Source organism: Pseudarthrobacter sp. GQ63 (assembly GCF_059758765.1).
On the sequence record NZ_JCAXEF010000002.1, the window covers coordinates 408,967 to 429,286 of the forward strand.

At 66.3% G+C, this 20,320-nt stretch carries 23 protein-coding genes and 1 riboswitch; of the genes, 9 read left to right on the top strand and 14 right to left on the bottom strand.

Annotated elements, in window-relative coordinates; genetic code table 11:
- Positions 1 to 157: 157 nt before the first annotated feature.
- Positions 158 to 961: a thioesterase family protein gene (locus tag AC6CHP_RS06345; RefSeq protein ID WP_188729506.1), complete on the bottom strand. Its 804-nt coding sequence runs from the start codon at positions 959 to 961 to the stop codon at positions 158 to 160.
- A gap of 184 nt (positions 962 to 1,145) precedes the next feature.
- On the opposite strand from AC6CHP_RS06345, the gene AC6CHP_RS06350 reads away from it, so the two are divergent.
- Positions 1,146 to 1,823 carry an endonuclease/exonuclease/phosphatase family protein gene (locus tag AC6CHP_RS06350; RefSeq protein WP_104185974.1) on the top strand — a complete coding sequence of 226 codons (678 nt, stop codon included), beginning with the start codon at positions 1,146 to 1,148 and terminating at the stop codon, positions 1,821 to 1,823.
- On the opposite strand, the gene AC6CHP_RS06355 is transcribed toward AC6CHP_RS06350, so the two are convergent.
- Both AC6CHP_RS06355 and AC6CHP_RS06360 read right to left on the bottom strand, forming a co-directional pair.
- The gene (locus tag AC6CHP_RS06355) at positions 1,820 to 2,323 is read right to left on the bottom strand and encodes an NUDIX domain-containing protein (RefSeq protein WP_498228617.1); all 504 of its coding nucleotides are present in this window, start codon (positions 2,321 to 2,323) and stop codon (positions 1,820 to 1,822) included. The genes AC6CHP_RS06350 and AC6CHP_RS06355 overlap by 4 nt on opposite strands.
- A gap of 55 nt (positions 2,324 to 2,378) precedes the next feature.
- Complete coding sequence (locus tag AC6CHP_RS06360; protein WP_174181159.1) at positions 2,379 to 2,576, bottom strand: DUF1918 domain-containing protein; 198 nt, start codon at positions 2,574 to 2,576, stop codon at positions 2,379 to 2,381.
- Between the two features lie 138 nt (positions 2,577 to 2,714).
- Here AC6CHP_RS06360 and AC6CHP_RS06365 point away from each other — a divergent pair, with 138 nt between their 5' ends.
- Positions 2,715 to 3,221 carry a metallophosphoesterase family protein gene (locus AC6CHP_RS06365; RefSeq protein ID WP_377195743.1) on the top strand — a complete coding sequence of 169 codons (507 nt, stop codon included), beginning with the start codon at positions 2,715 to 2,717 and terminating at the stop codon, positions 3,219 to 3,221.
- Positions 3,222 to 3,308: 87 nt separating this feature from the next.
- Positions 3,309 to 4,202, top strand: coding sequence for a glucose 1-dehydrogenase (locus tag AC6CHP_RS06370; RefSeq protein WP_174181163.1), 894 nt, complete (start codon positions 3,309 to 3,311; stop codon positions 4,200 to 4,202).
- A gap of 84 nt (positions 4,203 to 4,286) precedes the next feature.
- On the opposite strand, the gene AC6CHP_RS06375 is transcribed toward AC6CHP_RS06370, so the two are convergent.
- From AC6CHP_RS06375 to AC6CHP_RS06395, 5 genes are all read right to left on the bottom strand, one after another.
- Positions 4,287 to 4,730 carry a DUF1810 domain-containing protein gene (locus tag AC6CHP_RS06375; RefSeq protein WP_188729500.1) on the bottom strand — a complete coding sequence of 148 codons (444 nt, stop codon included), beginning with the start codon at positions 4,728 to 4,730 and terminating at the stop codon, positions 4,287 to 4,289.
- Positions 4,714 to 5,283, bottom strand: coding sequence for a DNA alkylation repair protein (locus AC6CHP_RS06380; protein WP_188729498.1), 570 nt, complete (start codon positions 5,281 to 5,283; stop codon positions 4,714 to 4,716). The genes AC6CHP_RS06375 and AC6CHP_RS06380 overlap by 17 nt, the downstream gene beginning before the upstream one ends.
- Positions 5,280 to 5,639, bottom strand: a complete 360-nt coding sequence (locus tag AC6CHP_RS06385; protein ID WP_104185980.1) for a TraR/DksA family transcriptional regulator — start codon at positions 5,637 to 5,639, stop codon at positions 5,280 to 5,282. The genes AC6CHP_RS06380 and AC6CHP_RS06385 overlap by 4 nt, the downstream gene beginning before the upstream one ends.
- A 19-nt stretch (positions 5,640 to 5,658) precedes the next feature.
- A complete protein-coding gene (locus AC6CHP_RS06390) occupies positions 5,659 to 6,993 on the bottom strand; it encodes an aggregation-promoting factor C-terminal-like domain-containing protein (RefSeq protein ID WP_498228622.1) in 1,335 nt (444 codons plus the stop codon).
- Between the two features lie 106 nt (positions 6,994 to 7,099).
- The gene (locus AC6CHP_RS06395) at positions 7,100 to 8,083 is read right to left on the bottom strand and encodes a dienelactone hydrolase family protein (protein ID WP_188729494.1); all 984 of its coding nucleotides are present in this window, start codon (positions 8,081 to 8,083) and stop codon (positions 7,100 to 7,102) included.
- A 298-nt stretch (positions 8,084 to 8,381) separates the two neighbouring features.
- A riboswitch (cyclic di-AMP (ydaO/yuaA leader) is annotated at positions 8,382 to 8,551 on the top strand.
- Positions 8,552 to 8,554: 3 nt separating this feature from the next.
- Here AC6CHP_RS06395 and AC6CHP_RS06400 point away from each other — a divergent pair.
- On the top strand, positions 8,555 to 9,397 hold the full coding sequence (locus AC6CHP_RS06400) for a LysM peptidoglycan-binding domain-containing protein (protein WP_498228624.1): 843 nt from the start codon (positions 8,555 to 8,557) through the stop codon (positions 9,395 to 9,397).
- 143 nt (positions 9,398 to 9,540) lie between these two features.
- Here the strand turns inward: AC6CHP_RS06400 and AC6CHP_RS06405 are convergent, their stop codons facing one another.
- From AC6CHP_RS06405 to AC6CHP_RS06420, 4 genes are all read right to left on the bottom strand, one after another.
- Positions 9,541 to 11,016 (bottom strand): protein adenylyltransferase SelO, encoded by a 1,476-nt coding sequence (locus AC6CHP_RS06405; protein ID WP_498228626.1) that lies wholly within the window; start codon positions 11,014 to 11,016, stop codon positions 9,541 to 9,543.
- Positions 11,013 to 12,455 carry an APC family permease gene (locus AC6CHP_RS06410; protein WP_427116942.1) on the bottom strand — a complete coding sequence of 481 codons (1,443 nt, stop codon included), beginning with the start codon at positions 12,453 to 12,455 and terminating at the stop codon, positions 11,013 to 11,015. Before AC6CHP_RS06410 ends, AC6CHP_RS06405 begins: the two co-directional genes overlap by 4 nt.
- On the bottom strand, positions 12,452 to 13,429 hold the full coding sequence (locus tag AC6CHP_RS06415; protein WP_427116940.1) for a ribonuclease Z: 978 nt from the start codon (positions 13,427 to 13,429) through the stop codon (positions 12,452 to 12,454). Before AC6CHP_RS06415 ends, AC6CHP_RS06410 begins: the two co-directional genes overlap by 4 nt.
- A gap of 67 nt (positions 13,430 to 13,496) precedes the next feature.
- Positions 13,497 to 13,679, bottom strand: coding sequence for a hypothetical protein (locus AC6CHP_RS06420; RefSeq protein ID WP_188808790.1), 183 nt, complete (start codon positions 13,677 to 13,679; stop codon positions 13,497 to 13,499).
- A 248-nt stretch (positions 13,680 to 13,927) separates the two neighbouring features.
- Here AC6CHP_RS06420 and AC6CHP_RS06425 point away from each other — a divergent pair, with 248 nt between their 5' ends.
- Entirely contained in the window at positions 13,928 to 15,130 is a 1,203-nt protein-coding gene (locus AC6CHP_RS06425) for a globin domain-containing protein (protein ID WP_498228629.1), read from the top strand.
- 26 nt (positions 15,131 to 15,156) lie between these two features.
- On the opposite strand, the gene AC6CHP_RS06430 is transcribed toward AC6CHP_RS06425, so the two are convergent.
- Both AC6CHP_RS06430 and AC6CHP_RS06435 read right to left on the bottom strand, forming a co-directional pair.
- Positions 15,157 to 15,408 (bottom strand): SHOCT domain-containing protein, encoded by a 252-nt coding sequence (locus AC6CHP_RS06430; RefSeq protein ID WP_498228839.1) that lies wholly within the window; start codon positions 15,406 to 15,408, stop codon positions 15,157 to 15,159.
- A 120-nt stretch (positions 15,409 to 15,528) separates the two neighbouring features.
- Positions 15,529 to 15,822, bottom strand: coding sequence for a hypothetical protein (locus tag AC6CHP_RS06435; RefSeq protein WP_427116937.1), 294 nt, complete (start codon positions 15,820 to 15,822; stop codon positions 15,529 to 15,531).
- A gap of 238 nt (positions 15,823 to 16,060) precedes the next feature.
- On the opposite strand from AC6CHP_RS06435, the gene AC6CHP_RS06440 reads away from it, so the two are divergent.
- The 4 genes from AC6CHP_RS06440 to AC6CHP_RS06455 all read left to right on the top strand — a co-directional run bounded on the left by AC6CHP_RS06440 (position 16,061) and on the right by AC6CHP_RS06455 (position 20,315).
- Complete coding sequence (locus AC6CHP_RS06440) at positions 16,061 to 16,927, top strand: universal stress protein (protein ID WP_498228632.1); 867 nt, start codon at positions 16,061 to 16,063, stop codon at positions 16,925 to 16,927.
- Between the two features lie 58 nt (positions 16,928 to 16,985).
- Positions 16,986 to 18,686 carry a DUF4389 domain-containing protein gene (locus AC6CHP_RS06445; RefSeq protein ID WP_498228634.1) on the top strand — a complete coding sequence of 567 codons (1,701 nt, stop codon included), beginning with the start codon at positions 16,986 to 16,988 and terminating at the stop codon, positions 18,684 to 18,686.
- 97 nt (positions 18,687 to 18,783) lie between these two features.
- Entirely contained in the window at positions 18,784 to 19,233 is a 450-nt protein-coding gene (locus AC6CHP_RS06450) for a universal stress protein (protein WP_377194603.1), read from the top strand.
- Positions 19,234 to 19,283: 50 nt separating this feature from the next.
- Entirely contained in the window at positions 19,284 to 20,315 is a 1,032-nt protein-coding gene (locus AC6CHP_RS06455) for a polysaccharide deacetylase family protein (protein ID WP_498228636.1), read from the top strand.
- Positions 20,316 to 20,320: the final 5 nt, after the last annotated feature.

The following is a 20,320-nucleotide window of genomic DNA, read 5'->3' on the forward strand; positions in this document are numbered from 1 at the left end:
TTTACAGTCAAAAAGCAACTCCGGCAGCCACCGTCGCATTTCCTTAGAGTTTGGGAATGTCCCCCGCAGCCTTCCGGCGTACCAGCATCCCTGACCAGGCCAGGTAGCGCTTCGAGAGGACCGCCACCACTGCCGCGCTCCACACCCGGCGGTCCCGTCAGGTCTTTCTCAGTGTGAGGATCTGCTCCGCGCGCCCGAACGGCCCCTGGAGGTCGTGCAGGACGGTGGAGGTCAGGCCTATCCCGTCCCCGCCGAACGAGACAGCGTTGTCCAGGCCCAGCCACTCCCCTTCGGGCCGGCGGTACATGTGGATCTGCAGGTCAAGGTTGGGAAACGAGTAACTGTCCTTCCCGGGCGGCACCCTGGCCGCGATGCCGTTGGCCGTGTCCACCATGCCCATGAGCCTGGCCAGGGCACCGCTGTCCGCGCGGTCCGTCAGGGGATGTTCCGTACGGAGCCAGACCTTTCCGGCCCCGGGCCGGTGCCCTTCCGCCACGCGCATTTCCAGCGAGCGGATGAAGCCGCCGGGCCACACGGACGCTCCGTCATACGGCTTGCAGTCTTCCGGACCTGGAATGGGGGTGTCCTCGATGGCAGCCACCGGCGTTGTATCGCTGGTGGCCAGCCGCCAGGCGGTGGCGCGGATGGCGGTCCGGCCGCCCGCCACGAGCTCGGCCTGCAGGAGCTCGATGGTTTTTCCGGGCCGGAGGGTGGTGGCAGCGATCTGGAATTCGCCGCCCGGGATGAGGCCGAGGATCTCGTAGCTGATCCGCGCCATCCGCATGTCCGGCCGCGGGTCATGGCGTTCCAGGCTGTCCGCCAGCAGGCCCGACGCCGGCGCCATGTGCTGCTCGTGGACGTTCCAGGCACCCTGGGCATGGATGGTGGAACGGAAACGCCCACCGCCCAGGTTCAGGTAGTAGAAGTTTCCTTCAGCCAGTTCAGGCAGCTCTGCGGTCAACGTTGGCCCCTTTGGAGTTCCAGTGAATCGGCCTTAACTCTATCCGCGACGGGTACCCCGCCTGCGCCGGACCCCGGCACGGCATTTCGCCCAAAGGGACGCGGCGAAATGTTGGCCCCTGGCAGGACCCATCCGACTAGACTCAGGAACTGGTCCTGTCAGCAACCCTCTGAAGAGGTGTTCCATGCGCGTCATCAGCTACAACCTCCGCAAGCACAAGGCGAGCGGCGAACTCCTCGCCCTGGCGCGGAACCACGACATTGATGCGCTCTGCCTCCAGGAGGTGGATTCCAGCGATCTTCCGGAAACCCTGGGCCCGCTGCATCTGGCGGATGCCACCAAGGGCAACCGGCTGGGGCTGGCCATCTACTACCGCACCAGCCGCTTCACCGCCCTGGACACCCAGTCCTTCGCCCTGAAGAAGTCGATGCATGACCGCGTCCTGGCCCCGGCCCATGAGCGGCTGATCGGCACCCGGGTCATGGACAACGAAACGCAGCATGAACTGGTGATCGGCTCGTTCCACGCTGCCCCGCTCACCGCGTCCAACTCGCTCCGGCGAAAGCAGATCCACGCGGCCCATGCGGAGCTGCTGAGTATGGGCAAAGGCCTGATGACCCTGATGGTGGGCGATTTCAACTACCCGTTCTTCACCAAGAACCTGGACCTGCATATGAAAAACTCCGGCTATGCACTCTCCCTGAGCAACCGCCGCACCTACACCCGGTACAAGGTGTTCAAGGGCCACTTCGATTTCGCGACGTCGCTGGGCCTGGATATCGAAAGCGTGGAGACCCTGCCGCGGGGCAACTCAGATCACCTCCCCATCCTGGTCAAGGCGGAGTACGGCCCGGACTACTAGGACTCGAGCCTTGCACGGAGGTCCGGCCAGGACGCTTCGAATCCGGGGTGCAGTTCCATGCCGGCCACCTCGGGTAGCGGCACCCACCGGAGTTCCAGGCTTTCGGGATCGCTGATCACGGGGTCAAACGCCTCCCGCACCAGCACCACAACCGTGGTGTAGCTCCAATACCCCACGTCCAGCAGGGACGTGAAGATCACCTCCACATTGTCCGCGGGCACGGCGGCTTCCTCATAGGCTTCCCGGAGCGCGCCGGTGACGGCCTCCTCACCCTCATGGAGTGCGCCGCCGGGCAGCCCCCACGTTCCGCCGTTGTGGCTCCACACAGCCCGGTGCTGCAGCAGCACCCCCTTGCCGGGATCGTAGGCCAGCACCCCGGCCGCGCCGAAACGCCCCCAGAAGCGCCCGCGGCTACCCTCGACCCACGCGTCGCCGGGGTCCCTGGGACCGGTACGGACGGGAGGGGCGGAGGACGCGGTGGACGCCGGAAAGTGATCCATCGCTCCAGTCTGACAGGTGGAACGGGTGGGCTGCACCTGCCGTCCGCTGCCCCGGTCAGGCCTGGTTCGCCGTACCGCGCTCGACGGCGAAATCACCGCCGGGGTACATGATGGTCTCGTGTCCGTCATCAAAACGGACACGGTAAGGCGGCGCTCCGCCCTGGCCGCGCACCTCAAGAATCACTCCATGCCGGTCTGCCGCCCCCACAGTCCTGCCGTGCACGATGATGCGGTCGCCCTGCGTTGCCTCCATGGCACTCACCTCCGAGCCCAGAGTACGACTGGCTGCCCGCCGGGAAAAGGGCTTACGGTAACACCCGCCGCGAGGGTCCGCAGGAGGAGGCAAAAGGCCGGTCCTCGGCAAGCCGGCCGGCATGGCAGGATCTTTCCCATGCCGCTGAATCTCGTCCTGGTCGCCGATACCCACATCCCCAAACGCGCGCGTGACCTTCCTGCACAGGTGTGGTCCGCCGTCGAAAGCGCCGACGTGGTCTTTCATGCCGGCGACTGGGTGTCCGCGACCCACTTGGAAGAGTTCCGGCGGCGGAGCCGCCTGCTGGTGGGCGTCTATGGAAACAATGACGGACCGGAACTGCGCCGGAGCCTTCCGGAAACGGCGGAGATCACGCTGGAAGGCGTCCGCTTTGCCATGGTGCACGAGACCGGCCAGGCCAAGGGGCGTGAAGCCAGGTGCGAGGTCCAGTACCCGGAGGCGGACGTGCTGATTTTCGGCCACAGCCATATCCCGTGGGACACCACCACCCCGCGCGGGCTGCGGCTCCTGAACCCGGGCTCGCCCACTGACCGCCGCCGGCAGCCGGCCTGCACGTTCATGACCGCCACGGTGGATTCCGGAAAGCTGGGGGACGTCCGGCTGCACGAAGTCCTCCGGGATTGACCGGGTTTGGCAAGGGAGGCATCAGGTGCCTAGGCTTGGAACGGTAAGCATGCTTAGCTTTTGTCATCCGAGCACCAGGAGGACCACATGACAGACCAGTACACCTTCCGCAATCCGGTCACCGCGTACGAAAAGATCTCACCGCCAAAGCAGCACCAGCCCGAGCCGGGACTGGATGCGGAGCTGGCACCCAAGGCCGACCTTGGCGAGGAGACCTACCGCGGTACCGGCAGGCTGGAAGGGCGCAAGGCGATCGTCACCGGCGCGGACTCAGGCATCGGTGCAGCAACGGCCATTGCCTTCGCCCGGGAGGGGGCCGACGTCGTTCTCTCCTACCTTCCGGAGGAAGAAGAGGATGCCGCCCGCATTGCGGGCCTCATCGAGGCCGCCGGGCGCAAGGCCATCAAGGTCCCCGGTGACCTCAAGGACGCGTCCGTGTGCCGCGACGTGGTGGACACTGCCGTGGCGGTGCTGGGCAGCATCGACATCCTGGTCAACAACGCCGGGAAGCAGGTGGCGCAGGAGGACCTCGCCGACATCACGGATGAGCAGTTCGACCACACACTGAAGACCAATGTGTACGCGATGTTCTGGCTGACCAAGGCAGCACTCCCCCATATGCCGGCCGGGTCAACAATTATCAACACCACGTCCATCCAGGCCTACAGCCCGTCCCCGACGCTGGTGGATTACGCCACCACCAAGGCCAGCATCAACAACTTCACGAAGGGCCTGGCGCAGCAGCTGGCGCCCAAGGGCATCCGCGTCAATGCGGTGGCGCCGGGTCCCATCTGGACCCCGCTGCAGGTCAGCAGCGGCCAGCCGAAGGAGGAGCTGCCGGAGTTCGGGCAGTCGACGCCGCTGGGCCGGGCAGGCCAGCCGGCGGAGCTCGCCCCCGCCTACGTCTTCCTCGCCTCACCGGAATCCAGCTATGTTGTGGGCGAAACGCTGAACGTCAACGGCGGCAGCCCCACGCCGTAGCCCCGGGCTGTACCGGAAAGATACCGACGGCGGTGCCCCGCCTGATGCGCGGGGCACCGCCGTCGGCCTCTTATTTCCTGGCCCCTACTTCTCGTCCTGGTCTGCAAGCAGCTCGTCAGTGGCGGCGTCGGGCTGTCCATCGAAGAACTGGGCCAGGACCGTTTTGAATACCGTTTCCCCCGGGGCTGCCCGGAGGAACAACGTCATGGAGGAGTGCAGCTTCCGGGCGTCAATGCTCCCGAAGATGTCCTCCGCCGGGCCGCCTGAGTGATTGGTGACGGCCAGGGCGGACTCGAGCAGCCGTGGGCCGAGCACCGGGTGGGCCAGATACTCCCGTGCTTCAGCCAGGGAGCCGATGGCGTACCGTCGAGACATTTCGCTGTGGCCCAGGCCCGCGAACTGCGGAAAGATGAACCACATCCAGTGGCCGGATTTCCGGCCCAGCTGCAGTTCCGCCAACGCCTGGCCGTATGTGCCGCCGCTGTCCTGGGCGGCGACGAACCGGTCAAGGTTATAGGGATCGTTCATGGGTGTCTCCTTGTGGTGGGGCTTCGGGGGCGGCTTGCTGGTCAATAAAGGCGGCGGCGGTGCGCAGCTGGCTGTCGGAGTCCGTCCGCCACCGGGCCAGGACCACGGCTGCGCGCTGCCGGTCCCGCCCGCCGAGCCCCGCCAGGAACGGCGCCACGACGTCGGACAGCAGCGGCTCCACCAGTTCCCGGGTCCCAGCAGACCGCAGGAAGCCCTCAATACGGGTCAGGTCCGAGTGGCGCAGGAGTGCCCTGGTGGATTGGAGCAGCACAACAGCGGCGAGCCTGCGCTCAAAAACGGCTCGGGAACCGGGCCTGGGCTGGCCCCAGAGGGCGGACGCCAGCTGGACAACGGCGTCGTGGTCGAGGTCCTTGTATTTCCGGAGGGCGTCGCGGACGGTTCCCCGGACTGCGCCCACCGAGGAGCCGTAGGAGGCCAGCTGCCCGCCCAGCCTGTCCTCGACGTCGTCCGCCCGGTACCAGGCGCCCTCATTCTGCAGGGTGCGATCAACGAAGCCTGCAGCAGCGGACACCCGGTCCAGGGTGCTGCTCATTGGCCGCGGCCCGCCGATGCGTGGCGGATACAGAACGGGGTCCACGGCCGTGCCTCCAGCCTGCCTTCGGCGATGGCTTCCCCGCACACAGCACAGGTCCCGTATGTACCGGCGGCAATCCTGGCCAGGGCGGCGTCCACTTGGTCCAGCCCTGCGCTGCTTTGCTTCAGCAGGGCGGACGCCTGGGACAGCTCGAAAGCGATGGTGGAGCCTTCCGGGTCATGTTCGTCGTCCACATTCGAATCCTGGCGCGCCGAGTTGGCGGAGGCGATGTCTGCGCGCAGGGCCGGCAGGAGGGCCACCTTCCGCTCCCGTTCCTCCTCAAGAAGGATCCGGAAGCGTTCATAGTCAGGCATGGGAAAAGCCTACGCGGGGTCAGTACCAGTTCTTTGCCATGGAGTGGTTCCAGGCGGCGCAGGGCGAGCCGTACCGCTCCCGGATGTAGCCCAGCCCCCAGTCGATCTGCGTCCGGTAGCTGGTAAGCCAGTCGGCACCAGCACTGGAGTACTTGCCTGGCGGCAGGGCCTGCGCGATTCCGTAGGCGCCCGAATAGGGGTTGGTGGCGGTGGTCAGCCAGTTCGATTCCTTGGTCCACAGCTGGGCCAGGCAGAGGAACTGGTCCTGGCCCCAGCCGTGGGCGCCCAACCTGGTGGAGGCGTAGCTTTTAGCTCCTGCCGGGTTATTCACCGCGCCGCCGGGGAGGGAAGGCACGACGACGGGCGGCGGGCTTGGCGGCGCAGGGGGCGGGCTGGCCGGGGCAGGGTTTGTCGGAGCCGGGTCCGCCGGAGCCGGATTGACGGGCGCGGGGGCTGGGCCGCCGGGCTGGGGCGCTTCCGGAGCCGCGGGCCCGGCGGCGGGCAGCGGTGCGGGCCGGGCAGCCGCGTCGGCCTGCCGGCGGGACTGTCCTTCAGCCGCGGCGCGTTTGGCCGCCTGGGATGCCTCGTAGGCGGCCAGCGCCGCCTGGCCCTGCCGGTAGGCGTTCTCCACCTCCGCCGTCGTGCCTTTGAGCGACGCCAGCTGCGCCGTTAGCTGCCCGCTGCGTTGCTTTTCCTCCGCCGCCTGGCGGGTCACGGCGTCCTGGGCGGACCGGGCCTCCGTGAGCCTGGCTTCGGCTTCAAGGGACAGCCGCCCGCGCTCATCCTTCGCAGCCTGTTCCTGGGCCGCCAGCGCAGCAGCGATCTTTCCTGCGACCGACGCCTTGTGCACGAGTGCGGCGGTCTTGTCCCCCACGATCTGCACCACGTTGAGCCCGTGCACGGTGTTGCTCTGGACGGCGTCGAGGGCAACAAAGAACCCCATGTTCGTACCGCCGGTTTTGTATGACTGGGCCGCCAGCGCACCGAGCTCTTTCCTGTGCTGGACAAGGTCAAAGTGAGCCTGCTCGGTCTGTGCCGCCAGGACTTCCACCTTGGCAGATGCAGCCTGCAAAGCCGCGTCCGTCACCGCGTACTCCGCTGCTGCCTGCACCGCGGCGGAGCCTGCGGCCTCGGACTGGTCCTGAAGGGCGGACAGTAAGCCACCTATCCTGGCAATTTCCGCGGTCTTTTTGGCCTCGCTCTCCTTCGCGTCCTGCACCTCCTCCCAGGACGGGAAATCGCCGGGCGGGACCTCCGCAGCACCCGCCGGCGTAAGCCATAGGGTTCCCACCAGCGCAAATGAAAGAAGCGCCGCGGCGAGCCGCGCCCTGGGTTTGGTAACGAACCGGCACATAGTCGGGAAGCCTACCGCCTTCACCCTCAGGTTGAAGGCGGACGTTTCTACATCGTTATGGACCGAAGGCAGTTACGTTGACGGAAAGGGCAGAAGTGCCGGCCTCTTACAAATGCTGGCCGAACCAGGCAAGGGTGTCATTCCACGCGGCCGTCGCCTGGGCTTCGTTGTAGCGGTCGCCGGTGTCGTTATGGAAGGCATGGTCCACGCCGGGGTAGACCGTGAGCTGGTGGACAACACCGGAGGCTGCCAGCGCATCCTTGAGCGCAGGCATTGGCCCGGTGATGCGTTGATCGAGTTCAGCGTAGACCCCGAATACGGCCGCCTTGATGTCCGGTACTTTGGCCAGGTCGGGGGCGGGTCCATAGAACGCCGCAGTTGCCTTCAAGCCGTCCAGTTCGGCGGCCGCCTGCCAGGTGATGCCGCCGCCGAAGCAGTAGCCGGTCATGGCGACGCGGCCGCCGTCCACGAAGTCCTGGGCCTGGAGGTACTCCAGTGCTGCCGCAAAGTCGGCCACGTGCCGCTGGGCGCCGGCCTGGGTGAGGGCGCCGGGTACGGCGTCGCGGTCCATGCCGGCCGTCCCACCTTCACGGCTGAGCAGGTCAAGCGCCAGGGCGGCATACCCCTCCTTCGCGAACCGGCGGGCCACGTCTTCGATGTGGGGCGTCAGCCCGCGGTTCTCATGGCAGATCAACACGGCAGGAGCGCGCCCTTCCTGCTCGGGCCTGGCCAGGTAGGCACTGACGGAGGCGCCGCCGGACGGAAACTGGACGGACGCCGTCGTCAATCCTGGCGCACCCTCAGGGACAGAGAGCGGGCTTTTAGCCCCGGGCACCGCTCCCGACCCCGCAGTCCCGGCAGCGGACGTCGGGGACGTCGGGGACGGTTCCGGGGTGGGCATGGGGTCGGTGCTCCGCGGCACCTCGCTGGGGGTACAACCCACCAGCAGCATCGCCGCCGACGCCGCCGCCATGCTGCCGGTAATGAAAGCAACCCGCCGGGTAAAGGTCCGCTGGCTCAGCGCGCCGGACCGGTAGTCGTCAAAGAATTCCTCAATCAGGTACTTCTCATACTTGCCAAGCTGCGTCACAGTGCCTCCTCGGGGTGACGAACATACTCCTCCCCCAGCCACCTCCGGACAAGGTTCAGCGGCGATCTTTGCCCGTCCTTTATCGCTTTGTGATAAACATCATGCCCTGCAAAATCGGCGCGCCTGCACTTCGCCCCGGGGGCGCTGTGGCACGCGAAATCCAGTCGATAGCCAAACCGAGAGAATCGCCTCGCATGTTATCCAAATGTGACAATGGGTGCTAAGTCGGGTTATGGTCTTCAAGTGTCCCTCCCAGACGGGACATTCCCCGTCAGAATGCCGAGCCCTGCCACTGACCCGGGAACCAACGCTTTCCAGCTGGCAGGGACGGGGGAACCAAGTTTCCGCGGCCTTTAAAGGTCTTGGGGTTAAGTCGATAGCGCGTCCGTTCCATTCGGAGGTGTTACCGGCCGGGTATCTCCAACCCGAACCCGACAGCTCACCCCGCAGGCATGGGAGAGGCGATCAACTGTGTCAAAAAATTCCACCACTGCCCGTCACCGCGCAACGCCGGCCCGCTCCATCGCGATCGAAGGGCTGGCTGTTTCGGCCAAGTCCCTGGGCCGTCCGGCTCTGGCCGTAGCAGCAGCCTCCGGCATTGCCTTCGGCGTAGGCGCCCCGGCCCACGCCGGTGTGAACGGTCCGGACACCACCGAGACCGCTAGCGTCCAGGCTTCGGCCGCCCCTGTGGCAGCAGTCGCAGCCCCCGCCGCAGCAGCCGGCAACGTCCACACGGTTGTATCGGGCGACACCCTTGGTGCCATTGCGTCGATGCACGGTGTCAGCCTGAATGACGTCCTGTCAGCCAACGGGCTTTCCGTCTCCACGATCATCTACCCCGGTGACCAGATCCAGATTCCCGCCGCGGGATCCGCCCCGGCCGCAGCCTACGTTGCACCGGCTGCAGCACCGGCACCGGCTCCGGTCCAGACCGCTGCTGTTACTACCCCGGCTAACACGGGAATGAACATGTCCTACGCATCAGCACCGGTTGCAGCCACGGGCAGCGGCGCCGGAGCGGCCATCCTTGCCAACGCCTACGGCCAGGTGGGCCAGATCCAGGACTGCACCGCCATGGTGGAGAAAGCCCTGCGCACGGTCGGCAAGTCGGTCGGCGACCTTGCCCCGGGCCAGTTCTACCAGTACGGCACCACCGTGGGCACCCCCGCTCCCGGTGACCTGGTGATCACCGCCGGCCACGTGGGCGTCTACGCCGGCGACGGCCAGGTTGTCAGCGGCGGCGTGAACGGCAACCAGACCGCCGTTCACTCCATCAGCTGGCTCAGCGGCGCTTCCTTCGTCCGCGTGGCATAGTCACCACGGACACAGACGCAGCTGGCCCGTAAGGGCCAGGCCACTCCAGATAAAGGCGGCAGCCGGGTTCTCCCGGCTGCCGCCTTTGTCGTGCTTCCACGGTTGTCATTCTTGATCCGTCCGGAGGCCAGCGCCGCCCCGGGTCAGGTACCGCAGAAGGTCCGGTAGGTGCCGAAGTCCTCCGGCGGCCCCTCGGTGTAGCGCTCCAGCCCCGGGCGTTCATGGAACGGGGCCCTCACCACTTCCAGGAAACGGTCGAATGGGCCCATATCCCCCTCCGTGGCGGCCGCCAGCGCTTCCTCCACCAGGTGGTTCCGGGGAATGTACACCGGGTTGACGCTGTCCATCAGCCCGGCGTCGGGCTTCAGGCCGGCCCAGCGCCCAGCCCAGGCATCAAACGCGGCGAGATCCAGGACCATGCCCCGCGCCGGCCTGGCATCACCCCTGGCGGCCTGGCCAAGGCTCCGGAAGAACTGTGTGTAATCGACAGGTCCGTCCTTCAGCAGGGCGATCACCCCGTCCACCAGTTCCGATGCCTCGTCCCCCTCCTTGCTTCCGGCCGGCCCGCCGTTGATGCCAAGCTTTGCCTTCATGCCGTTGAACCAGGCATCGCTGTACTGGCTGCGGAACTTCCCCAGCGCCTCCACTGCGGGGGCGACTGCCTGTTCCTGGTCCTCGTGGAAGAGCGGCAGCATGGCCTCCGCCAGCCGCGCCAGGTTCCACTCAGCCACCACCGGCTGGTTGGCGTAGGCGTAGCGGCCGCCGACGTCAATGGAGCTGTACACGGCCCCGGGATTGAAAGCGTCCATGAAGGCGCAGGGGCCGTAGTCGATGGTTTCGCCGGAAATGGTCATGTTGTCCGTGTTCATGACGCCGTGCACAAACCCCACCAGCATCCACCGGGCCACCAGCCCGGCCTGGGCGGCCACCACCGAGGCGAACAGTTCCAGGTAGGGATGTTCAGCTTGGGCTGCGTCCGGGTAGTGCCTGCTGATGGCATGGTCCGCCAGCCGGCGGAGGAGCTCCATGTTGTCCGTGGCCCGGGCATATTGGAAGCTGCCCACCCGGAGATGGCTGCTGGCCACCCGGGCCAGGACGGCGCCGGGCAACATGGTGTCCCGCCGCACCGGGCGTCCTGTGGCCACAACGGCAAGGGCCCGGGTGGTGGGGATGTTCAAGGCGTGCATTGCCTCGCTCACAAGGTATTCCCGCAGCATGGGGCCGACGACGGCGCGGCCGTCGCCAGCCCGGGCGAAGGGTGTGCGGCCGGAGCCTTTGAGATGCACGTCCCGCCGGCGCCCGCCAACGTCCACCAGTTCGCCGAGCAGGAGCGCCCGGCCGTCGCCGAGCAGCGGTGAGTAGCCGCCGAACTGGTGCCCGGCGTATGCCTGGGCAACCGGGGTGGCCCCAGCCGGGACGTGGTTTCCCAGGAGCAGCCGCACGCCTTCGGGGCTTTTCAGGTATTCAGGGGCAAGTCCCAGCTCGCCGGCCAGGGCATCGTTGAGAACCAGGAGCCCTGGTTCGGGCGCTTCCTCGGCCTGCCACGGAACGGCGAGTTCCGGGAGTTCACTGGCGAAAAGTCCTTCGAAGGTGACAGTTGATTCTGCTGCTGCAGTCATAAATCAACCCTATCGCCGTCGTTCGTCCTGCGGTTGATCATCCAGGTGATAAGCCACAGGATGACTCCAATGGCCATCAGTCCGCCGGCGATCTGGTACTGGATGATGTTCCTGCCCACCCATGGTCCGGCAAGGAATGCGCACAGGGCGGCGGCAACGAGCGGGAGCTGGCCCGGGGACGTGAAGAACACCTTGCGGTGGGGATCCCGTTTGCGGCGCAGCACCACGCAGGCCACGTTGACCACCGTGAAAACGCACAGCAGCAGGAAGGCGGTGGTGCCCGAAAGGTTCGCCACAATGTTGCTTTCGGGATCACTGGTGACATACAGGATGAGGCCCAGTGCCAGGACAGTGGAGAAGGCAATTCCCGCCCATGGGGTGCGCCGGACGGGAAGGACCTTGCCCAGCTGGCGGGGCAGGACATGCTGGCGGGCCATGCCGTAAATCAGCCGGCTGGCCATCAGCATGTTAATGAGGGCCGTATTGGCGACTGCGAAGACTGCCAGGAAGGGAAAGACCCTGTCGATCGGGAAGTCCGGTGAGCCCTTGTGGACCACTTCCAGCAGGGCCGCGCCCTCAGCTTCCCGGATGCCCTCGAGTTCGGTGGGCGTGAGGACGCTCACCACGGACACCGCCACCAGCATGTAGAGCAGGACTGCTATGCCCAGGCCGGTGAGCATGGTGCGGGGAAAGATTTTCTCGGGGTTCTGGGTCTCTTCCACCATGTTGACCGAGTCCTCGAAGCCCACCATGGCAAAAAACGCGATGGAGGTGGCTGCGGTGACGGCCAGGAAGAGTCCTTTGTCCTGGGAGTCGTTGAAGACAAAGATCTCGCCCGGGTTTCCGGTCCCCTGGGCCATGACAAAGAACCCGACGCCGATCACAATGCACAGTGCGGCCATCTCCACCACCGTGAGCACCACATTGAACTTGACGCTCTCCCCCACCCCACGCAAGTTGATGGCCGCCAGGAGGATCATGAATCCAAGGGCAACCGCGGTGATCACGCCCTGACCGGGGTTGCCCATCCAGCCGTTGATCTCAAGGCCGCCAAAGAAGTTCTGGGCCAGGACATTCGCAGAGGTGGACGCACTGGTGATTCCGGAGCAGACGACCGCAAAAGCCACCAGGAAGGTGACGAAGTGGATCCCGAACGCCTTATGCGTGTACAGCGCGGCGCCCGCCGCCTGTGGATACTGCGTAACCAGTTCAAGGTAGGAGAAGGCGGTGAGCGTGGCCACCACGAAGGCCAGCAGGAACGGCAGCCAGACGATTCCCCCCACGGTGCCGGCCATGGTTCCGGTCACCGCGTAGACGCCGGCGCCGAGGATGTCCCCCACGATGAACAGCAGGAGGAGCTTGGGTCCCAGCACTCTCTTGAGCGTGGGCTCCTTGCCATGCGCGGTAACGTCTGACACTTCTTCTGAAGCTGCACTCATGAGTGACCTCCCTGGCTGACTGGGCTGAATGACGGGTTTGGCATCGATGCCGTGACCGGCCCGCGCTGCAGCGCGGCGCCTGGGGACCAGCGCCGCCGCCGCGGGAAGCCGATACGCTGCAGGTCCTCTGCGGCGATGACCGCAGCAGTACCCGCACGGGCGCGCGCCTGGGCCGAGAGCAGTGTGGCGTCGCCGCCGTACCGTGCGGAGAAGTGCGTGAGCACCAAAGTGCGGGCCCCGGCATGTGCCGCCAGCTCGCCCGCCTGCCCTGCTGTGAGGTGGCGGTACTGGCCGGCCAGCCCGGCGTCGTCGTCGGCGAAGGTCGACTCGGCGACGAGGAGGTCGACGCCGTCGGCCAGTTCTTCTGCGCCCCGGCAGGGCGCCGTGTCCATCACGAAGGCGAAACGCTGGCCCGGCCGGGCGGCGCTGACGTCATCAAGCCGCACCCCTGCCAGGCTCCCTTGGCGCTGCAGGCGCCCTGTGTCCGGCCCGGAGATCCCTGCCGCCTGCAGGCGTTCCGGCAGCAGGGTCCGGCCGTCCGGTTCGACCAACCGGTAGCCGTAGGTTTCTATGCGGTGCTTGAGGGGCTGGACTTCCAGGCCGTCAGCCACCGGTCCGCCCTCTCCGTGCGGGTGCAGCCTGAGGTCCACACCCGGTGTGCTGACGGACACAAGCGCCCGGACCACGTCCCCGCCGGAGGAGGGGAAGTGGAGATGGACCGGGTGGGGCACGGCGTCGAGGGCCATGCGCGAGAGCACCCCCGGCAGCCCGAAGCAATGGTCACCGTGAACGTGTGTGAGGCAGATGCGGGTGATCATGTTCGCTGACACCCCGGCATGGATCATTTGGCGTTGCGTTCCCTCGCCCGGATCGAAAAGCAGGCCCTCGCCGTCCCAGCGCAGGAGGTAGCCGTTGTGGTTCCGGGTCCGGGTGGGGACCTGGGACGCGGTGCCGAGGACGACGAGCTGGCGCATTGTTATTAAGGGCCAAAAAGCAGGTGCCGGAAGATCCGGTACCTGCTTTGTTGGTTGCGGCGGCGGCTTAGCGCCGCCGGAGCATTCCCATGATCCTGCCGGCTACGCCGCCCGGCCTTGCACCTGCGGCACCCGTGGTGCCGGGCGTCCGGCCGGTTGCATTCAGCCCGGTCCCGCGGGCAGTCCCGCCGGTCCCCGTCCTGCCAGCGAATCGTCCAGCGGCATTTTTGATCATGCTTCCCAAGTTCATGTGAAACTCCTTCAGTAGTGATCCTGCCAACCGATATTCATCAGCCTGCTTATGATTTTAGCCTAGTTTGGCCGCAGGTCGAGGGGATTGGCCAAACATCCCCGCCCTTAAATGAAGTCCGCAGCCCGGCCCGGGAGTTGGGAAATAGGGGCGGTCGCCCCTATCGGGGGGCTGGAGCGGCTGCTAAATTGGCACGCCTCAGGCCATCTCCCCCCGCCAGGTGACCCGTTTTCCGGAAGGTAACCATCATGCTCTCAGACACTTCCCTCCCCGTGATCAAGGCAACACTGCCCGTGGTCGGCGATAATATCCAGGAGATCGCCAAGCGGTTCTACCAGCACATGTTCGAGGCCCGGCCGGACCTGCTGGACGGCCTGTTCAACCGGGGAAACCAGGCCGACGGCCGGCAGCAACAGGCGCTGGCCGGATCCATCGCAGCGTTCGCCCGGTACCTCGTGGAGAAACCAGACCAGCTGCCTGACCACCTGCTGTCCAGGGTTGCCCACAAGCATGTCTCGCTGGGACTAAGCCCCGACCAGTACCAGATCGTTCACGAGCACCTGTTCTGGGCCATTGTTGATGTGCTCGGCGAGGCTGTAACGCCGGACGTGGCCGCTGCATGGGACGAGGTTTACTGGCTGATGGGCAACATGTTGATCAACCAGGAACGGGGCCTGTACAACGCTGTGCACTTGTCGCCGGAGACCATCTGGCGCACCTGGCGGGTGGCTGAGCGTATACAGGAGACGGACGACGTCGTCACTTTCGTTGTGGAGCGCGTCGACGAGAGGGAGGTGAAGCCTTCCCTGCCGGGACAGTACGTGACCATCAAGATGCGCATGAAGGACGGCGTCCACCAGCCGCGGCAGTACAGCCTTACCCGCGCCGACGACGGCAAGCACCGGCACTTCGCCGTCAAGCGGGTGCACGGCCAGGGAACTCCCGACGGCGAAATGTCCAACCTCCTGCACAACGACGTCAAAGTAGGCGACGAGGTGGTGCTCTCAGCCCCCTTCGGGGATGTAGTGCTGGAGTACACGGACAGGCCGGTGGTCATGGCCAGTGCGGGGACCGGGGTGACGCCGATGGCCGGCATGCTCTCGCACCTGGTGAAAGCCGGGAGCCAGCGCCAGGTAATGCTCCTGCATGCTGACGACAGCCCGGATTCCTTTCCCCTGCGCCGGCAGGTCGCGCAGGACCTGGAACTGCTGTCCGACGGCACCATGCACACCTGGTTCCTCAACCGTGACCAGGACTCCGACGCGTCCAGCTTTACCGGATTCATGGACGTAAACGCCGTCGAACTCCCGCTCGACGCCGAGTACTATCTCTGCGGCCCGCTGCCCTTCCTCCAGTCCGTGCGGAGCAGCCTCATTACCAAGGGAGTTCCGCCCAAGGACATCCAGTACGAGGTGTTTGGTCCGGACCTCTGGCAGGCCGACTTCCAGTAGGGAAACGGCACCGTGACGCCGGGTGCCTAGGCTCCGCGGGCGCGGCGGAGCGCCGCCAGCCGCGAAGTGTATTCCGTCTCGTCTATGTCGCCGCGGGCGAATCGTTCGGCAAGCAGGTCCTCCGCCGCGCTTCCACCGGGTCCGGTGCTCCCGCGGTGTCCCGAGGACATAGAGCGGGCGAAAAGGACAAGGGCAGCGATGATTGCGCCCCAGAACAGGATGAAGCTCACCAGCATCAGGACGAAACCCCAGGCGCCCATGTTCCCGTCCCAGTACATCACCGCTGCTCCTCCGCCCCGCTGCCGGCCTTTGCTCGACTATCTCCGCAGAGGGCCGTGCGGGGCCAGAGTCTTTCGTCCCCTGGATTCCCCCGTCCGGCTTACGTGCTTTCCTGCTCGTCAGCGCTCCAAATCGTCGGGTTCGAATTCGCTGAGCGGTGACCCGCCGAAGGTTTCCTCATCATCACTGGCCGCGGCTTCGCCAAACTCGGCATCGGCAACAGTTTCATCCTGGATCAGCGGATCCTCCTGCCAGCGGTCCGGATTGTTCTCCGCCGCGCCAGGGTAGCTGTCCGGCTCGCCGTGTACAGGGTCTAGTTCAAGGGAGGAAGCCGCGCCGGGGGTCTCATCAAGGAGCACGTCGTCATCCTGGACAACTTCAAGCCCCTCCTCGGGAAGGTTCTGTTCCGTCATGGTGATGCCTTTCTCGTGAACCGCTGGAGTAACAATAGTAAGCATACTGACCACATGGTGTCGTTGCTGACGTCCCCGCAACTGAGCCACCAGGAGCCTGCGCCGGGTTCCTCGGATTGGCACATCACTTGAAAGCGTCCACGCCGGGATTTTGCCGTGACCTTTGGCCCTATATCTGCCGTCGTCGTGGCGCCAGTCTTGTAAGTGACCACGCCCGCGCGAACCAGGAGATCCGGCCATGACAACTCGTAAACCGATCGCGGCAGCCACCAACGACTCACCGCAGAGCCAAGCGGCGGTGCTGTGGGCTGCACGCCGGGCGGAGCGGGCCGGTCTGCCCCTGGTGATCCTTCATGTTGTGGACGACAGGTGGGTGGCGGAGCCGTACCCATGGATCGGCGTCATGGAAGAGGCCGGGGACCAGCTCCTGCAGACGGCGGCCGGACGCGTCCGGGACGCGTTCCCCATCACCATTACCACCCGGCTCCTCACCGGGAGCATAGGACGTTCGCTTGCGAAGTACTCGGCCAAGGCGTCCATGCTGGTCATCGGCTCGGGCACCGGCCACCTGGGCGGTTCGCTGGCCGACCGGGCCCTCCAGGTTGCTGCATCTTCAAAGGTTCCGGTGGCTGTGGTGGGAACGCAGGACCTGGAGGGCCGCTCCGGCGTGGTGGTGGGTGTTGACGGTTCAAAGGAAGCTACGCAGGCTGTGGCCTTCGCCGCAGCCGAGGCAGACCGGGAAGGTGAGGAGCTGACCGTGGTGTATGCCATCATCGCCCCGGACCGGGTGGAGGATGCCGGCCTGACATCCACCAGCCTTGCCGAGCTCATTGCCGAAGAGGAGCGCCTTGTCCTGGCGGAGACAGTGGCCGGGCTCAAGGAAGACTATCCAGGCCTGCAGGTACACCAGGTCCTGGAAACCGAAAAGGGTCCAGTTGAAGCCCTGGTGGATGCCGCCATGAACGCCAGGATGCTTGTGGTGGGCAACCGCGGCCGGGGCGCAATCCAACGGCTCCTTCTGGGATCAACGGCCCATGGCGTACTCCGGCACCTGCCATGTCCTACCGTCATTACCCGGATCCAGGCCAGCAAGAACAAGAACTAGGCCGGACCCGGCCTTCCGCTCATTATTATCCCCTCCTCCTACGTTCCGGGTTGGCACCATGAAGAAGACTGCTTCAGTAATAATGCTCATCCTCGGGATCCTCATCTCGATGGTTGGCCTCGCCACTTTAGCCGGAGGTGCGGTGGCCTCGGTGGTGGGATCCGCACAGGGAGACGGATACCTCACGTCAGGCACAGCCCGCCTGGCCGTTGGGTCCCACGCCCTGACCTCACCCCGGCTTGATGCCGTCGGCGAGGGAATCCCGCCGCGCCTGCCTTTCGACGTCGGGACGCTGAGGCTGCGGGCGACGTCCGCGGACCCAGGCAAGGAGATCTTCATAGGCGTTGCCCCGCAGGACGACGTTGAGCGGTACCTTTCGGGCGTGCATCATTCGGAACTGCTTGAAGTGGACAGCCGGCCCTTCCGGGCCGAATACCGTGACATTCCCGGCACCGGCACCCCCGCACCGCCTGCAGAGCAGGCGTTCTGGAGCACGTCCGCCTCCGGCCCCGGCGAGCAGGAGCTCACGTGGGACCTGGCCGCCGGCAGCTGGGCAATAGTCATCATGAACGCCGATGGCAGCCTTGGCGTGGATGCCGAGGTGCAGGCGGGCTTCCGCTCCGATCTGATCATGCCGGCGGCCACAGGGTTGCTGGTGGGAGGGGCCGTTGCGCTGGCCATCGGAATCCCCCTGCTGGTCCTGGGCGCCATAGGGCTCGGCCGGCACGCGCGGCAGCATCCCCGCGGGCCTGCCGCACCGCCGCCCGGGTACGGACGCCCAACAGGTTACGGGCCGGGATATGGCACACAGCCGGGCTACGCCGCTGGGTATAGCCCACCGCCTGGCAACGCGGCCGGGTCTGCCCCAATCCCCGGACAGGAACCGCCGCCCGGGTATGCAGGAGGAGTGCCTGGGGCATCAGCCCCCGGCAGCCAAGGAGCGCCGGGCGTGCCGGGAGCCGCGGTCCAGGGAGTTCAGCCGCTGCCCCTCCCCGTCGCCGCAGACCGCGCGGACCGCGCCCCTTATCCCGCCCGCCTCTTTGGTGACCTTGACCCTGCCCTGTCCCGGGCGATGTGGCTGGTCAAGTGGTTCCTGGCCATCCCGCACTTCATCGTGCTGGTCTTCCTGTGGTTTGCGTTCCTCGTGACCACGATTGTGGCAGGCTTCGCCATCCTGTTCACCGGCCGCTACCCCCGGCCCCTGTTCGACTTCAACGTAGGAGTTCTGCGCTGGAACTGGCGGGTGGCGTTCTACGCCTACGCCGCCGCAGGCACGGACCGTTACCCGCCCTTCACCCTGGCACACACCGACTATCCGGCGGACTTCGAAGTGGACTACCCCGAGCGGCTCTCCCGCGGACTGGTCCTGGTGAAGTGGTGGCTCCTGTCCCTCCCGCATCTGCTGATCATCGCAGCACTGTCCGGCGCCACATGGACATGGGAAACGGAAACCACTGATCTGGGCACCACCTACGAGCGAGCAACAGGCCCGTCCCTGCTGGGCCTGCTCGTCCTGGTGGCCGTGGTGGCCTTGCTGTTCACCGGAAGGTACCAGCGGCCGCTGTTCGATTTCATCCTCGGCATCAACCGCTGGATCTACCGCGTGCTGGCCTATACCGCCCTGATGCGCGATGAATACCCGCCGTTCCGGCTTGACCAGGGCCCCGCCGACGTTCCGCCCGCGGTATCGGGACCAGGTCACCAGGACCCGCCACGCCAGGAACCACCCGTGCAGGAGCCACCAGCGACTCTCCCATAAACTGCCGGGAACCCCTGCAGTGACTTTCGGCCCTACCTCCCGCTGTCCTGCCGGGACATCATAACGATGGACCACACGGGTCACCTGAGGAGCTGAGATGAGTACTGCTGGAGCACCATTTGCCCGGATCCTTGTGGGCGTCGACGGCTCGGAGCCGTCCATCGAGGCTTTGCGGCAGGCCCAGCGCCTGGCAACGCCGCTGGGCGCGAAGGTCATGGCCAACGCTTATTGGGATTACCCGCAGGTTTACGCGGGCTACGTGATGATGGGCATCGAAGGTTTCGAGGAGCGCGCCGGGGAAATCCTCGATGAGGCGGTCCAAACAGCGTTCGGTGACGAAACGCCGTCCAACGTTGTTCCCACGCTGGTCCGCGGCCATCCGCGCGAATCGCTGATCGAAGCAAGCCGGGACGCGGACATGGTGGTGGTGGGACGGCGCGGGCACGGCGGTTTCGGCGGGCTGCTGCTGGGCTCGGTCAGCTCAGCCCTGGTGGCCCATGCCCACTGCCCGGTACTGGTGGTCCACACTCCGGATGAAAAGTCCTAGGGCATTCCGGAGGAGGTCCACATGGCCGGGACCACGGCAGGCGCAGACCGTTGACGGAGCCGCTGCAAAGTGACGCACGACGGCGGATGGCGGCAGCCGCCGTCGTGCTCGCCCTGCTTGTCCTCGCCATCGTTCTTGCCGTCTTTCTGCGGGAACCGGCTGGAAGTCCTCCGCAGCCGGCGGCGCCCTCCACCTCTCCGGGCGCGTCCACCAGCCCCAGTCCCGGTCCGGCGGCCTCCAGCGCCTCTCCCTCCACAGCCCAGCCCGGCACAGCCCAGCCCTCCCCATCCCAGCCCGTGGGGGGATCAACGGAAACACCGGAGGCAGGGCAGGATCCTGTCCAGCCACCCGTCACTGTGCCGCCCGTCCCGGTCCCGCCGCCGTCCGTGTCGGTAGCCGGGCCCGGCCCTGCGCCGGATCCTGCGCCGCCGGCGGCGCCGTTCCCTTCAGCGCTCCTGAACCAGGACCTCACGGTCATCCCGAATGCGGGCCGAGTGGTGGCGCTGACTTTTGATGCCGGCGCCAACGCGGCAGGACTGCCAAAAATCCTGTCCACCCTGTCAGCCAAGGGGGTCACGGGCACGTTCTTCCTGACCGGCAACTGGGTGGAGGCCAACCCCGGCGGGGTGGGGCAGATTGTCTCCGCGGGGCACCGGGTGGCCAACCACTCCATGACCCATCCGGGTTTCACCGGGCTGGACGGCACGCAGATTGCCCAGCAGGTCCGGGGAGCGGAACAAACCATCCTGGCGGCCGGAGGCGATCCGCGCCCGCTGTTCCGCTTCCCCTTCGGTGAACGGGATGCCCGCACCATTGCCGAAGTCAACAGCCTCGGCTACGTTGCGGTCCGGTGGACCGTGGACACCCTGGGGTGGAAGGGCACCAGTGGCGGCGCTACAGCCCAGACGGTCGCGGACCGCACGCTGGCCGCCCTGCAGCCAGGCGAAATTGTCCTGATGCACATCGGTTCGAATCCTGACGACGGTTCCACCCTTGATGCCGACGCCCTGCCCAACATCATCGACCGGATCAGCGCCGCAGGGTACGGCTTCGCCACCCTTGACGCGCTGCTGGCCCCCTAGGACCG

What these genes read in the sequence shown, in the direction of transcription:
- AC6CHP_RS06370 (WP_174181163.1), top strand. Translation starts at nt 3,309, where the DNA reads ATGACAGACCAGTACACCTTCCGCAATCCGGTCACCGCGTACGAAAAG.
- AC6CHP_RS06420 (WP_188808790.1), bottom strand. Translation starts at nt 13,679, where the DNA reads ATGAACTTGGGAAGCATGATCAAAAATGCCGCTGGACGATTCGCTGGC.
- AC6CHP_RS06355 (WP_498228617.1), bottom strand. Translation starts at nt 2,323, where the DNA reads ATGGATCACTTTCCGGCGTCCACCGCGTCCTCCGCCCCTCCCGTCCGT.
- AC6CHP_RS06450 (WP_377194603.1), top strand. Translation starts at nt 18,784, where the DNA reads ATGAGTACTGCTGGAGCACCATTTGCCCGGATCCTTGTGGGCGTCGAC.
- AC6CHP_RS06350 (WP_104185974.1), top strand. Translation starts at nt 1,146, where the DNA reads ATGCGCGTCATCAGCTACAACCTCCGCAAGCACAAGGCGAGCGGCGAA.
- AC6CHP_RS06405 (WP_498228626.1), bottom strand. Translation starts at nt 11,016, where the DNA reads ATGACTGCAGCAGCAGAATCAACTGTCACCTTCGAAGGACTTTTCGCC.
- AC6CHP_RS06410 (WP_427116942.1), bottom strand. Translation starts at nt 12,455, where the DNA reads ATGAGTGCAGCTTCAGAAGAAGTGTCAGACGTTACCGCGCATGGCAAG.
- AC6CHP_RS06375 (WP_188729500.1), bottom strand. Translation starts at nt 4,730, where the DNA reads ATGAACGATCCCTATAACCTTGACCGGTTCGTCGCCGCCCAGGACAGC.
- AC6CHP_RS06445 (WP_498228634.1), top strand. Translation starts at nt 16,986, where the DNA reads ATGAAGAAGACTGCTTCAGTAATAATGCTCATCCTCGGGATCCTCATC.
- AC6CHP_RS06365 (WP_377195743.1), top strand. Translation starts at nt 2,715, where the DNA reads ATGCCGCTGAATCTCGTCCTGGTCGCCGATACCCACATCCCCAAACGC.
- AC6CHP_RS06380 (WP_188729498.1), bottom strand. Translation starts at nt 5,283, where the DNA reads ATGAGCAGCACCCTGGACCGGGTGTCCGCTGCTGCAGGCTTCGTTGAT.
- AC6CHP_RS06360 (WP_174181159.1), bottom strand. Translation starts at nt 2,576, where the DNA reads ATGGAGGCAACGCAGGGCGACCGCATCATCGTGCACGGCAGGACTGTG.
- AC6CHP_RS06430 (WP_498228839.1), bottom strand. Translation starts at nt 15,408, where the DNA reads ATGTACTGGGACGGGAACATGGGCGCCTGGGGTTTCGTCCTGATGCTG.
- AC6CHP_RS06390 (WP_498228622.1), bottom strand. Translation starts at nt 6,993, where the DNA reads ATGTGCCGGTTCGTTACCAAACCCAGGGCGCGGCTCGCCGCGGCGCTT.
- AC6CHP_RS06435 (WP_427116937.1), bottom strand. Translation starts at nt 15,822, where the DNA reads ATGACGGAACAGAACCTTCCCGAGGAGGGGCTTGAAGTTGTCCAGGAT.
- AC6CHP_RS06385 (WP_104185980.1), bottom strand. Translation starts at nt 5,639, where the DNA reads ATGCCTGACTATGAACGCTTCCGGATCCTTCTTGAGGAGGAACGGGAG.
- AC6CHP_RS06415 (WP_427116940.1), bottom strand. Translation starts at nt 13,429, where the DNA reads ATGCGCCAGCTCGTCGTCCTCGGCACCGCGTCCCAGGTCCCCACCCGG.
- AC6CHP_RS06425 (WP_498228629.1), top strand. Translation starts at nt 13,928, where the DNA reads ATGCTCTCAGACACTTCCCTCCCCGTGATCAAGGCAACACTGCCCGTG.
- AC6CHP_RS06440 (WP_498228632.1), top strand. Translation starts at nt 16,061, where the DNA reads ATGACAACTCGTAAACCGATCGCGGCAGCCACCAACGACTCACCGCAG.